Raw genomic sequence first — 12,912 nt, 5'->3', positions numbered from 1 at the left:
GCTGGTCCAGTTGCCCTCAGGCCTTTGCCTGACTGAGTTTTCCCGGTAATGCCTGGATCAACGAAACGTCTTCATTTGGGTAATCGCGATGGTCCAGTTACGGCCCCGCAAGCAGAATTCGTCGTCGGGAAATTCGTCGTCGGGACTGGGCGCGCGCGGGATCTATGAGAACCTGCGGGAACAGATCGTGGCGGAGGTATACGGCCGCGGAGACTTGCTTCCGTCGGCTCGTGCACTGGCGGTCGAGCTTGGCGTCTCACGAACGACTGTGACGTCCGCTTACGAACAGCTCGCCGCCGAGGGGTTCGTGGTCATTCGACATGGCGCTCGGCCACGGGTGGCCATCAAGATCGCACACAGCGAGCCGGGAGACCTCGTTCATACAGCTGCAGAGCCACACGGCCTCTCCGCTTTCGGAGAAAGGCTTCGATCCAGCGCCATTCCGATGCGGGTTCCGTCGGAGAAGCTCGTCGCCGACTTCCGCTACGGCGACATGTCGGCCTTTGACTTCCCGACCCTTGCCTGGCGGAAGGCGATGAACGATGCTGCGCTGGGACGGCCGCCCAAGTTATCCTATGGCGAGCCCTGTGGCTTGATCCGCCTGCGTACCGCCCTGCAGGGTTATCTATGGCGAGCGCGGAGCATCAGGTGCGAGGTGGGCGAGATCGTCATCGTCAACGGCTCTCAGCAGGGACTGGATCTCTGCGCCCGGCTCCTTCTCGATGAGGGCGACGGGTTCGCCATCGAAGAGCCCTGCTATCCGATGGCACGGAGCGTCTTCGAGATGACAGGAGCCATCGCCGCTCCGGTGGAAGTTGACGCCGAAGGCATCAGAGCGGACTTGTTGGCGGATGTTGGCGCGCGGCTGGCTTACGTCACGCCTTCACATCAGTTTCCCCTGGGAAGCGTAATGTCCATGGGGCGACGCCAGCAACTGCTGAGATGGGCGGAAGAGAACGGGGCCTACATCGTCGAGGACGACTACGACAGCGAATATCGATTCGACATGAACCCCATACCGCCGCTTCGCGCGCTTGGAGGCGCGTCGAACGTCATTTATATTGGTACGGTTTCGAAGACATTGTCGCCGACGCTCCGGATCGGCTACCTCGTCATTCCGCGAGAGTTGCAGGAGGTTTTTGCCCAGGCCAAGCGCCTGACGGACAGGCATGCCCCCATCCTCGAACAGGAGGCGCTTGCGACCCTGATGGAATCCGGCGTCTACGAAAGCCACGTGCGCAAGGCCCGTCGTCAAAATGCCCGCCGACGTGTAGCGCTCCTCGACGCTCTGCAGGCTGAATTCCGGGATGTCGTTCGGGTCGAAGGCGCGCAGGCCGGTCTGCACGTCGTCGTCTGGTTCGGCGACATGCCGCCCTCTATGGCGACATCGTTCATCGATAAAGCCGCCTCGCTCGGAGTAGGCATCTACTCCATATCACCTCATTATTTCGATCAGACGTTGGATCGGCGGTGCCTCGGCCTGGTGATGGGATACGCAAGTCTTACCGAAAGCCAAATCCACAGAGGACTAAAGCTCCTTCGACGCGCTTACGAGGATGCAATAGCTGCTGCGACGTGAGCGTTGCGGTCAGGTAGGCCAGTGGATCGACACCATTAAGCTTGCAGGTTTCGACGAGCGCGGCGATGGTGGCCCAGTTTTTTGCTCCAGTGTCGTGCCCCGCAAACAGCGCGTTTTTCCGGTTGAGGGCTATTGGCCGGGCCGCTATCCCGATGCCGACGGCAAGCCTGTCGACCACACTCTCAACCGGCCAGGTGCTTTCGCCGGAGCTCGACGACTACCGCAATATTCCCTGCCGCATCATCGCCTCAGGCGGGACGCACAAACGTGCCATTCTTGTAGCTGTGGCGCGGGCCGGGTTGGCGACGGTCGTCGTAACGGATGCTGACAGCGCAAAAACCATGCTTGAGCGCCGCTAGTGGTAGAAATCTGGCGCTTGGTACCCGATACGGATTACCTGTTCCGGCCCCTTGCGGACCCTGATCGTCGCAGACTTGAGCGTCCAAAACGAAGTCGGGAACCTTGCCCTCCAGCGCAAGTATTCGGGCGTGCTCTGTTTGAGGTCATTCGCCACATTTGGCGTCCGGGTCACATCGAGGCCGCCCGAGTTTCAAGACGATGAACACCGGGAGGTGTACCGGCCGCCGACAAGCCAATCGAGATCCTCCGTGCGCTCGACCAACGTGAGCATCTCGCGGTGCCGATGATCGCCCTAGTGCAATCCACTAATGCTATGGCAAGCCGGGGCTGGCGGTTAGCTACTACAGAGGCGCTCGAGACGGCTCGCGAAACGAGCGACCCGTAGATGCTTTTTTCATGTTATGATGGGCTTGTAACGCGCGTAATCTCGACCTCGGCAATATGATGGCAGGGGCCGAAGCCTATTTTGCCCTGGGCCGCAGGAAGGTTTTGCGCCCGCCTAGCACGGGCTCAACCCAAAAGCACGGCGTGCTGCCTTTTCTTTGACTGATCCGGGGCGAGGAGGTTGTCCATGTCCACGAGTAGTATCGACCGCCCGCTTCAGCCCGGCGACCGGGCACCGAATATTGTGCTCGACGCGATCTCGCGCGAAGGCAAGATCGCGCTCGACGATTTTCGAGGCCGTAGCCCGTTACTGGTCGGTTTGTTTCGAGGCCTGCACTGTCCATTCTGCCGGCGCCATGTCGCTGCGATGGCGCAGCTTAAGCCGGCCCTGAAGGAGAAAGGCGTGGAATGTCTCGCAGTGGTCAAGACGCCGGTCGAGCGTGCGCGGCTCTACTTCCGTTACCATCCGCTACCCGATCTTCTTAGCGCATCCGACCCGGAGGGCGCTTCACACCGCGCCTTCAGGTTACCCATCGTCGAGTTCACGGAGAATGAAACCGAATGGCCACACAAGCTCGGAATGGACGCGGTCATGACAATGCGGATCGATCTGCCGGGGGAGCTGCCCGAGCCAATGAACCCGGCTGCGGCGGGCGACTTTCTTGAGAAAAAGGACGGGTACGAAATTACGGCGGCCGACCAGAAGATTATGATCGCCGGTCACATGCCACTCATCGGCGAGTTCTTGCTCGATCGGGAAGGCGTTGTGCGCTGGAGCTTCACGGAAGCTGAAAAGGAAGGCGAAAATGTATGCCGGGCTCCAAATCCCAAAGAATTGATGTCTGCAGCTTTCCAAGTCGCACATTAATAGGCTGCTGAAAAACTCGCTCGACGACCACCGTCCTGTGTGATTCTGTGGGTTGACCATCATCGAGATGCTCAAGCGCGGCGGCTAAGGTGCGCCCGTAAGCTTCATAGCGGAGTGACCCGGCGCTAGAGTGAGCGAGCCTCAGCGCATATGCGGGGCTACGTCCGTTCCCTGCCGCGATTACGTCGTCCCGATAGGCGCCCCATACGGCAAATTTCCACCCTGAGCGGCCCTACGGCTCCGGTACCAAGTGTCAGATTTTGACCACTAGGCTGGGCACCGCAAGGTGGTGATCTGCCCCTCCAGAGCGCTTTGCGTTTTGGTGGAACCAAAACCGCGCTCTAACCCCTTGCTTTACGCATTTTGTCGGACGCCAAACGAAGACGTTTGGCTGCAAAATGCTCTAGAACCACCGCCGTTCAGGCTCGGAACTCTTTGCAATCACAATTCCCAAGAGAACACCGAGCACGCCGCCAAGCATCATCGCCGAAGAAATTGTGCCTGGGTTCTGCTGGACGGTTTCAGTCACGGTGTGCGCCTGGCTACGCAATTGCCGGGCTGCGCGCGAGGCCCGTTCGGCGGCGCTGTCGTACCAGCCCTGTGCCTCCTCGGCGCGGTCGGAAAGGGTCCGATTTATCTTGGTGATTTCGCGGCGAAGCTCAGCGATCTGCTTCTTCATCGCCTCCTGGGCTTCGTTTGCCGCCTTTGAGGCGCCTGCCATACTGGTGGTTTCGGCCATTGGATTTCTCCCTTGGTGATCAGATCTCCCTTAGGCAATCAGACAGGGGAAACGGTCGCGGACGCGCAGGGTTCCTTGCCCTGGCAAACCGCGCGATGATTGCGTTATCAAGCATTCCCTTTTGTGCGCGCGTGGCGGGCAATGATGCTCTCCTCGTCGGTCGCGACGACGCGTATTTCAACCTTGCTGTCCGGCCGGCTAATGATCTCAGCATGAGAGGCATTGGATGGCTCGTCGATCGCCACGCCAAGCCAATGAAGCCTTTCGCATATGGCCTTGCGGACCGGCGCCGAGCGCTCGCCAATGCCGGCGGTGAACACGAGGCATTCGAGGCCGCCCAACGTGTTGGCGAGCGCGGCAGCTTCCCTTGCGGCCCGGAAAGCAAAAAGGTCTACCGCTTCGCGGGCGTGGCGATCGTCGCTCGCTTCCAGCGTGCGCATGTCGCCCGAGATGCCGGATACTCCGAGCAGCCCGGATTCCTCATAGAGCATGTGCTGCAGAGCCTCCCCCGCGATGCCTCTCTCCAGCACGAAGTACAAAAGCACGCCCGGATCGATGGCGCCGCAACGCGTGCCCATGACCAGGCCGTCGAGGGCGGAAAAGCCCATCGTCGTATCGACGCTTCTCCCGTTGCGCATGGCGCACAGGCTCGCTCCACTGCCGAGATGGGCGACGATCGTGCGCTTCGCTGCAAGAGCGGGCGATATCTCCTTGAGCCGCCCGGCGATATATTCGTAGGAAAGACCATGAAACCCGTAGCGGCGGATCCCTTCCGCATCGTATTTGCGCGGCAGTGCGAAGCGGCTCACGATCGAATCGATGGTCTGATGGTAGGCTGTGTCGAAGCAGCCGATCTGCGGCAGATCCGGCCGCAGCGCTGCAAGTGTCCGGATCGGCGCGAGACTGCCAGGCTGGTGCAGCGGAGCAAGCGGCGTCAGCCTGTCCAAGCCCTCGATCACGGCAGGCGTCAGACGGACGGGTTCGACGAACTCGCGCCCGCCATGCACGATGCGATGGCCGGCGGCGATTAGTTTCCTGCCGCCAAGTTCGCTCTCGATCCAATCGAGCAACGCGTCGATGCCCGCGTTGCGCGCGTCTCCGGCAAGCGGTCGATCACACTGCACTGTTCCATCGGCCGCCTTCGCGCTGAGCCTCGGCGCATCGCCCAGATCCAGCTTGCCACGCGAGACAAGTTGCAGTTCCGCGGAGGTTTCAAGGTCGTATAGTCCGAACTTGATGCTGGAGGAGCCGGCGTTCAGTGCAAGAATTGCGTGTCGCATCAATCGCCGGCCTTCGTCGCGCTGTTCTCCGGCCAGTTCCACTCCTGAATCTCGGGCATGTCTTCGCCGTACTCGCGGGCATAGGCCCTATGTTCCACAAGCTTCGCTTGAAGTTCGGCAGCAAGGCCTTTCGCACGTTCGGCGAGCCCAGGTACGTGTTTGATCGCGGCGAGCGCCAGGTGAAAACGGTCAAGTTCATTGAGTACGACCATGTCGAACGGCGTCGTGGTGGTGCCTTCTTCGCGAAAACCATGCACATGCATGTTGTCATGGTTGGCGCGTCGGTAGGTCAGGCGATGGATGAGGTAGGGATAGCCGTGATAGGCGAAGATGACTGGCTTGGTTTTCGTGAACAGAGCGTCGAAATCCTCATCGGCGAGACCATGCGGATGCTTTGAATTCGACTGCAGCGTCATCAGGTCGACCACGTTGACGACGCGAACCTTCAGGTCCGGAAGCGCGGAACGCAAAATGTCGGTGGCAGCGAGCGTCTCCAGTGTCGGCACGTCGCCGGCGCATGCCATGACCACATCCGGGTCCTCGCCCTTCGCAACCGTCCCGGCCCATTCCCAGGCCCCCGCCCCCGCCCTGCAGTGCGCTTCTGCGTCTTCGACGGACAGCCATTGCGGCGCTGGCTGCTTGCCGGCGGTGATCACGTTGATGCGGTTGTAGGTTTTCAGGCAATGCTCGGTGATCCAGAGCAGCGTGTTGGCATCCGGCGGGAAATAGAGCCTGACCGTATCGGCCTTCTTGTTGGCGACGAAATCGGCAAAGCCCGGATCCTGGTGGCTGAAGCCGTTGTGATCCTGCCGCCAGACATGGGAGGTCAGCAGGTAATTGAGTGAGGCGATCGGCTTGCGCCAGGCAAGCTCGCGGGATGTCTTCAGCCATTTCGCATGCTGGTTGACCATGGAATCGACGATGTGGATGAACGCCTCGTAGCATGAGAACAGGCCATGGCGGCCGGTCAGCAGGTAGCCCTCCAGCCAACCCTGGCAAAGATGCTCGCTGAGCACTTCCATGACGCGGCCGTCACGGGAGAGGTGGACGTCATGGGGCTCGATCCGCTGCATCCAGACCCGGTTCGTGACCTCGAAGACGTCGTCAAGGCGGTTGGAGGATGTCTCATCCGGCCCCATCAGCCGGAAATTCCTGGCATCCGCATTCAGGCGCATGACGTCGCGGAGATAGCTTCCGAGAATCCGCGTCGCCTCGGCCTTGGCACCACCCGGACGCGGCACATCGAGCGCCAGGCTTCTCCAATCGGGAAGCACGAGGTCGCGCTTCAGCAATCCGCCATTGGCATAGGGGGTTGCGCCCATGCGCTTGGGCCCGGTTGGCGCAAGCGCCGCCAGCTCTGGAAGCAGACGCCCGCTGTTGTCGAACAGCTTTTCCGGTTCGTAGCTCCGCATCCAGTCTTCGAGGATCTTGCGGTGTCCTTCGTTGCCGCGGGCGTTCGACACCGGCACTTGATGCGAGCGCCAGAAATCCTCGACCTTCTTGCCGTCGACCTCCTTCGGTCCCGTCCACCCCTTCGGGCTGCGCAGCACGATCATCGGCCACAGCGGGCGCTCTCCCTGCCAGCCCGAAGCACGGGCTCGCTTTTGGATGGAGCGGATTCTGTCGAGTGCGGTGTCCAGCTTCGTGGCCATCATCCGATGCATGGGAACTGGCTCGTGACCTTCGACGAAAAATGGTTCGTAGCCATAGCCGGCGAACAGGCTTCGCAATTCCACGTCATCCATGCGGGCAAGGATCGTCGGGTTGGCGATCTTGTAGCCGTTGAGATGCAGGATCGGCAGCACGGCGCCGTCGGATGCCGGGTTGAGGAACTTGTTGGAGTGCCATGCCGCCGCGAGCGGACCGGTTTCCGCTTCGCCGTCGCCGACGACGCAGGCAACCACCAGATCGGGATTGTCGAAAACCGCGCCGAAAGCATGGACCAGCGCATATCCCAGTTCTCCGCCTTCATGGATCGAGCCGGGCGTTTCCGGAGCAGCGTGGCTTGGCACCCCGCCAGGGAAGGAGAATTGCCGGAAGAGTTTTCTCAGGCCGTCTTCGCCCTGGCCGATTTCGGGATAGATCTCGCTGTAGGTGCCCTCGAGCCACGCGTTCGCGACCATCGCCGGGCCGCCATGACCTGGGCCGCAGATAAACAGAATTTCGAGACCGCGTTCACGGATGACGCGGTTCAGGTGGACATAGATGAAGTTGAGGCCAGGTGTCGTGCCCCAATGGCCAAGCAGCCGCGGCTTGACGTGTTCGGCCTTCAGCGGCTCGCGCAGCAGCGGATTGTCGAGCAGATAGATCTGGCCAACCGAAATGTAGTTCGCGGCGCGCCAATAGCGGTCCATGAGATTGACCTGATCAATGCCTGTTGGCTGCGCGGTGGTCCGAGCCTCGTCGTTCATCGAAACGTCTCCAGAATGCGTTCGCCCGTCGATATCTGGAGTGCGATCGCCCCGGAGAAAGGATTTTCACGGAAATAAGTTCGGCTGGGGCCGCCATTTGCGCCGCCAATCGCTCTTTTGCAGGAACCTGGAAGCTCGCCAACGGTTAAGGAGACGAGCCGCCGAAATGAGATCAAGCGCTGCCGAGCCGAGCGCACGCCGATCGAGGGATTGTCGCCGGGGCCGTTGGGCACGATTGGGGACAATCAGTGCGGCGGACCGCCAGCCCGCAAAAGGAGCAAAAGATGCTCGACCTTTCCGATGCACGCGACCGAATGGTCGAGGTCCATCTCAGCCGCCGTGGCATCCATGACCGCGAGGTGCTGGAAGCGATGCGTGAGGTTCCGCGCGAGGCCTTCGTCGCTCCCGGCTTTGAAGAATTCGCCTACGAGGATGGGCCGCTGCCGATTGCGGAGGGTCAGACGATATCGCAGCCCTATATCGTCGCCTTGATGATCGAGATGGCAGAGATCGGACCGGGCGACCATGTCCTGGAGGTTGGCACCGGCTCAGGGTACGCGGCTGCCGTGATGAGCCGGATCGTCGAACGCGTTTACACGATCGAACGCCACGCCGGGTTGGCGGAAACGGCGAAACAGCGGTTCGAAGAGCTTGGCTATGACAATATCGAAGTCCGCACCGGCGATGGCACTAAAGGCTGGCCCGACGCAGCGCCCTTCGACGCCATTCTGGTCGCAGCCGGCGGACCCGGTGCGCCGCTTGCCCTTCAGGAACAGCTCGACGTCGGCGGCAGGCTCGTCATCCCGGTCGGCGACGAACCGCATGATCAGCGCCTTCTCAAGGTCACCCGAACCGGCGCTGCAACTTACAGCGAGGAGGATTTCGGCGGCGTGCGGTTTGTCCCGCTCATCGGCGAGCAGGGCTGGCCCGAGAGCGGCAACCGTATCGCGAACGATCGTCCGTCCCGGCGCGCACGCACGCGCAGTCTGCCGGAGTTGATCGCGGCAGCGGCCGAACCGTTGCCGGGCTTCGACGATCCGGCGTTCGGCGAATTGTTCGATCGGTTTGGCGACCGGCGCGTCGTCCTGCTCGGTGAAGCGAGCCACGGCACGTCGGAGTTCTACCGGGCCCGCGCAGCGATCACCCGCAGGCTCATCGAGAAGCACGGCTTCACCATCGTCGCTGTCGAGGCCGATTGGCCGGATGCAGCGGCGATCGATCGCTATGTCCGCCACCGGCCGCCACGGGTCAACGCCGATCCGCCGTTCCAGCGGTTTCCCACCTGGATGTGGCGCAACACCGACGTTGCCGCATTCGTCGACTGGATGCGACATCACAATGAGCGCATCAGGCTATCGTCCCGACTGGCGGGGTTCTATGGCCTCGACATCTACAATATGAGCGGATCGATCGCCGCGGTTCTCCAATATCTCGATCGGGTCGATCCGCAGGCAGCAAAGATCGCGCGTGAACGCTATGGCTGCCTGACGCCTTGGCAACATGAACCATCCACCTACGGCCGTGTCGCGCTCACATCGGGTTTCGAGAAATGCGAGGAGGCCGTGCTTGAACAATGCCGCGAGCTGCTTGCCAAGCAGCTCGACTATGCCCAGCAGGACGGCGTCGATTTCATGGATGCCACCCAGAATGCCCGGCTGATCGCCTCCGCAGAACGCTATTATCGGATCATGTACTATGGCGGCGCGCAGTCCTGGAACCTGCGTGACACCCATATGTTCGAGACGCTCGAGCATCTGCTGGAGGCCCGCGGGCCGAACGCCAAGGCGGTCGTGTGGGCGCATAATTCCCATATTGGCGACGCCCGCTATACCGAAATGGGAATTGTCAGGGACGAAGTGAACATCGGCCAGCTCTGCCGCCAACGCTTCGGCGACGAGGCAGCCTCGATCGGGCTCAGTACGCATTCCGGGACAGTGGCCGCGGCCTCCGACTGGGACAGCAAGATGGAAATCAAGCGGGTGCGGCCTTCCCATAGCGATAGCTACGAGCGGCTTTGCCATGATTGCGGCGTCTCGCGTTTCCTGCTCGACATCAAGCGCGACGACGATCTTCGCGATCGGCTTCTGGAGCGTCGGCTGGAGCGCTTCATCGGCGTGATCTATCGGCCGGAAACCGAACTGCGCAGCCATTACGCGGATGCCTCTCTTTCCCAGCAGTTTGACGCGTTCGTCTGGTTTGACGAAACCGTCGCGGTGACGCCGCTTGGGCCGGAGCATGTGGGAACGGGCGTTCCCGACACCTATCCGTTCGGGCTTTAGCCGCCTCTCGGACAAGGCCGCGTCAAGGTGAGTTTCGGCGGAACATTCATCGCGCCCTGCTGTTTCTAGAACAGGACCCTTTTCGAAGGAGTTGTGCCATGAGCGGAACCAAACATCCAAAGTGGAAAAAGCCGAGCGATGCCGATCTGAGGAACAATCCCGGTATCGGGACCTCGAAGGGCACGATCAAGGAAGGCGACGAACTCGTACTCGAAGGCGAAAACACCATCGAGGGCGACGTCGAGAACGACACGAACGCCCTTGGCGGGATCAATCCAAGGCAAAAGATGCGGACGAACAAGTAGCGTCGCTGCGCATCCCGCGCGCTATTCACTCCCAGCAAAAAATGTCGCGGCGACAGTTATTGAGATCAGGCTCAGCATCGCCAGGCCTGCCCTGGCGACGTGCGAGGCTTCCCAAACATCGCGCAAGTCTTTCCAGTCGCCGCTTTGCTTCCGACGGAGCATTGAAAAAAACGTCGCGGCTGGTTTCGACACAGCGACATCCTGCAGCCAGAAATTGTTGACGGGATGCGTTACCAGCCAATAGGTCGCATGCTCCGCCACCAAGAAGACAAGGGCCGCCAAGGTCCACCAGAATCGAGCGCCTGGATAAGGCGTGAGGTAAAGCAGGATGGCGAGTGCAATGATGCCGCCGATCTCGGCAAACCCGCCGATCGTGAAGCCGGGATAGTAGATCGCCTGCACAGACTTGTAGGTGGCCTCCTTGAGGCGCAACTTGCCGGGCAACTCCAACGCGTGCGCGAGCGAGAGCGCCATTGTGATTGCGACCAGAAGAAGGGTGACAATCATGAACGCGCGCATGCTGTTGCTCCCTGAACCGTCCTGGTAATACGCGGCGTAGATAGCGTGCTCGCCGACACGGTAAAGGCGACGAAGGTGGAGCCGCCGCTCCATTTTTCAACACCGCTGGCATTGAGCCCCACCGCAACGGCAGGGAACCATCGTTCGGCGCGATGGTTGTCACCCTGGATGATCCTCCTCCGAGGAAATCCCGCTGCGAACGACCCACGTCCACGCCGGGGTCGACAGCAAAAACGAGCTACTCATGGGCGCCGGTGCTGTTGAATTGGAAACACATTGGCGCCGAGGAGATGTGAAGCAAGCTTCGGGGAGTGTCCATGACCGATCCTGATCCTGATCCGAATAATCCTGTGCCGATGCCGGATAATCCCAATCCCGAGCCTGCCCGGCCGCCTGCTCCGCCGGAAACTCCGCCGGGTGAGCCTCCGGGCGTTCCTCCGCCTTCGCCTGATCCCGTTCCCAGCCCGGAAAGGCAGCCCGTCGAAATTCCGCCCGAGACACCATCCGAGATTCCCACGGAACCGACCTTCCCGGGTCCAACGGCTTGATCACGAAACTGCGCGGATTTTGCAGCGATTGGCGGCAGAACGACGCCGTCGCCGGCCATCCCGGTTTTGGTCATTCGCCGATTTGGCTGGTCGAACGTTCGTTGAGCGTCCCGCCCGTTTGTGCATCGATCGCCGCCAGGCTGACCTCATAGCCCCACAGGCGACGGATATGGCGCAGTGTGGCGTCGCGACTGGCCTCCTCCAGCACGATGCCGTCCTTCACCTTGTGCTCCAGTCGCAACTGTCGGTCGCCGAGCAGATCGACATCCACCACCTGGATATCCGGCCGGCTCGCGCCGATGTCGTAGCTTTGGGCGAGCCCGGCGCGTATTTTTTCGTAGCCACGCTCATTGTGTATCGACGCAACTTCGTAATGCGGTTCGCTGGCGGCATCGGCGAGGATAAAGAACCGCCATTTCCGCATCAGAGCGGGGCTCAGATACTGGCGGATGAAAGATTCGTCGCGATGGTTCGCCCATGCGTAGAGCAGGGTTTCGCGCCAATTGCCGTTGCCGGCGATATCGGGGAACCAGTCACGATCCTCGGCGGTCGGCTCAGTCGATATGCGCTGGATGTCCTGCATCATGTCGAGGCCCAGGGCATAGGGATTGATGCCGGAAAAACGCGGGTCGTCGAAGCCCGGCTGAAAGATCACGTTCGAATGGTTGCGCAGGATTTCCAGCATCGCGCCTTCGGTGATCAGACCGCGATCGAACAGCATGTTCATGAGTGTGTAGTGCACAAACGTGGCGCAACCTTCGTTCATCACCTGCGTCTGCCGCTGCGGATAGAAGTATTGCGCGACGACGCGGACGATCCTGATGATTTCACGTTGCCAAGGCTCCAGGGCCAGGCTGTTTTTTTCCAGGAAGTAGAGCAGGTTTTCCTCGGGCAGGTTGAGCGTTTTCTTCCGCTCCGCCATGCCGAGGTCCGTTTCGCTGGCCTTGGTCCCGTCCTTCGAACGCGGGAGCGTGCGCCACAGGTCATTGTAGGAACGCTCTTCGTACTCCAGGCGCTCGCGAACGCCTTCACGCTGCCGCTCCGACGACAGCTTCGGCGGCCGATGGTATCTGAACACGCCCTGTTCCATCAGCGCGTGGGCCGAGTCGAGGATCGCCTCCACCGCGGCCACACCGTGCCGCTCCTCGCAACGGGCAATGTAACCCTTGGCGAAATCGAGATAGCTCAGGATCGCGCTGGCGTCCGTCCACTGCCGGAACAGATGATTGTTCTTGAAGAAATGATTATGGCCAAGCGCTGCATGAGCTGTCACCAGGGCCTGCAGGGCCATGGTGTTTTCCTCCATCAGGTAGACGATGCAAGGATTGGAATTGATGACCAGTTCATAGGCGAGCCCCCGTCCGCCTTTACGATAGAGCAATTCCTGGTAGAGGAAATGCTTGCCGAAAGACCAGTGGCGATACATCAGCGGCATGCCGACCGAGGAATAGGCGTCGAGCATCTGCTGGGACGAGATGATCTCCATCTGCACCGGATAGACGTCGAGGTGAAGCTCTTCGATCGCGATCGCCTCGATCGCTTCGTAGGCCCGCGACAGTGTCTTGAAATCCCAGTCGGACCCTGAAAAGAGCAAACCGGATTTGCCGGTTTGGCTGGATTTGCTGGCCTGGTTCGCCATC

Annotated in this window: 9 protein-coding genes and 2 pseudogenes; 5 read left to right on the top strand and 6 right to left on the bottom strand. The window is 60.9% G+C overall.

Features of this window, described 5'->3' with window-relative positions; translation table 11 throughout:
* Positions 1 to 88: 88 nt before the first annotated feature.
* A complete protein-coding gene (pdxR, locus tag AC0L3I_RS10940; RefSeq protein ID WP_473526888.1) occupies positions 89 to 1,579 on the top strand; it encodes a MocR-like pyridoxine biosynthesis transcription factor PdxR in 1,491 nt (496 codons plus the stop codon).
* Here pdxR and AC0L3I_RS10935 read toward each other — a convergent pair.
* Positions 1,503 to 1,718: pseudogene (locus tag AC0L3I_RS10935) on the bottom strand (transposase domain-containing protein); the annotation flags it as partial. The gene pdxR and the pseudogene AC0L3I_RS10935 sit on opposite strands and share 77 nt — an antisense overlap.
* On the opposite strand from AC0L3I_RS10935, the pseudogene AC0L3I_RS10930 reads away from it, so the two are divergent.
* Positions 1,719 to 1,938 (top strand): annotated as a pseudogene (locus tag AC0L3I_RS10930) (sugar-binding domain-containing protein); the annotation flags it as partial.
* Positions 1,939 to 2,510: 572 nt separating this feature from the next.
* Positions 2,511 to 3,191: a peroxiredoxin-like family protein gene (locus AC0L3I_RS10925; RefSeq protein ID WP_473526887.1), complete on the top strand. Its 681-nt coding sequence runs from the start codon at positions 2,511 to 2,513 to the stop codon at positions 3,189 to 3,191.
* A 403-nt stretch (positions 3,192 to 3,594) separates the two neighbouring features.
* Here the strand turns inward: AC0L3I_RS10925 and AC0L3I_RS10920 are convergent, their stop codons facing one another.
* The 3 genes from AC0L3I_RS10920 to AC0L3I_RS10910 form a co-directional block, all read right to left on the bottom strand.
* Entirely contained in the window at positions 3,595 to 3,930 is a 336-nt protein-coding gene (locus tag AC0L3I_RS10920) for a hypothetical protein (protein ID WP_258123016.1), read from the bottom strand.
* Between the two features lie 107 nt (positions 3,931 to 4,037).
* Positions 4,038 to 5,210: an acetate/propionate family kinase gene (locus AC0L3I_RS10915; RefSeq protein ID WP_473526886.1), complete on the bottom strand. Its 1,173-nt coding sequence runs from the start codon at positions 5,208 to 5,210 to the stop codon at positions 4,038 to 4,040.
* Complete coding sequence (locus AC0L3I_RS10910; protein WP_473526885.1) at positions 5,210 to 7,621, bottom strand: phosphoketolase family protein; 2,412 nt, start codon at positions 7,619 to 7,621, stop codon at positions 5,210 to 5,212. Before AC0L3I_RS10910 ends, AC0L3I_RS10915 begins: the two co-directional genes overlap by 1 nt.
* Before the next feature lie 284 nt (positions 7,622 to 7,905).
* On the opposite strand from AC0L3I_RS10910, the gene AC0L3I_RS10905 reads away from it, so the two are divergent.
* The gene (locus AC0L3I_RS10905) at positions 7,906 to 9,900 is read left to right on the top strand and encodes a protein-L-isoaspartate(D-aspartate) O-methyltransferase (RefSeq protein WP_473526884.1); all 1,995 of its coding nucleotides are present in this window, start codon (positions 7,906 to 7,908) and stop codon (positions 9,898 to 9,900) included.
* A gap of 98 nt (positions 9,901 to 9,998) precedes the next feature.
* Positions 9,999 to 10,205, top strand: a complete 207-nt coding sequence (locus tag AC0L3I_RS10900; RefSeq protein WP_027151394.1) for a hypothetical protein — start codon at positions 9,999 to 10,001, stop codon at positions 10,203 to 10,205.
* Positions 10,206 to 10,226: 21 nt separating this feature from the next.
* Here the strand turns inward: AC0L3I_RS10900 and AC0L3I_RS10895 are convergent, their stop codons facing one another.
* Together AC0L3I_RS10895 and AC0L3I_RS10890 are read right to left on the bottom strand one after the other, a co-directional pair.
* On the bottom strand, positions 10,227 to 10,817 hold the full coding sequence (locus AC0L3I_RS10895) for a DUF1772 domain-containing protein (RefSeq protein WP_473526883.1): 591 nt from the start codon (positions 10,815 to 10,817) through the stop codon (positions 10,227 to 10,229).
* A 525-nt stretch (positions 10,818 to 11,342) separates the two neighbouring features.
* Positions 11,343 to 12,911, bottom strand: coding sequence for a SpoVR family protein (locus tag AC0L3I_RS10890; RefSeq protein ID WP_473526882.1), 1,569 nt, complete (start codon positions 12,909 to 12,911; stop codon positions 11,343 to 11,345).
* Between the last annotated feature and the right edge of the window lies 1 nt (position 12,912).

It is taken from the genome of Mesorhizobium sp. WSM4840 (genome assembly GCF_055811755.1).
Note: the sequence above shows the minus strand (reverse complement) of the source record. Positions and strands in the feature narration are given on the sequence as shown.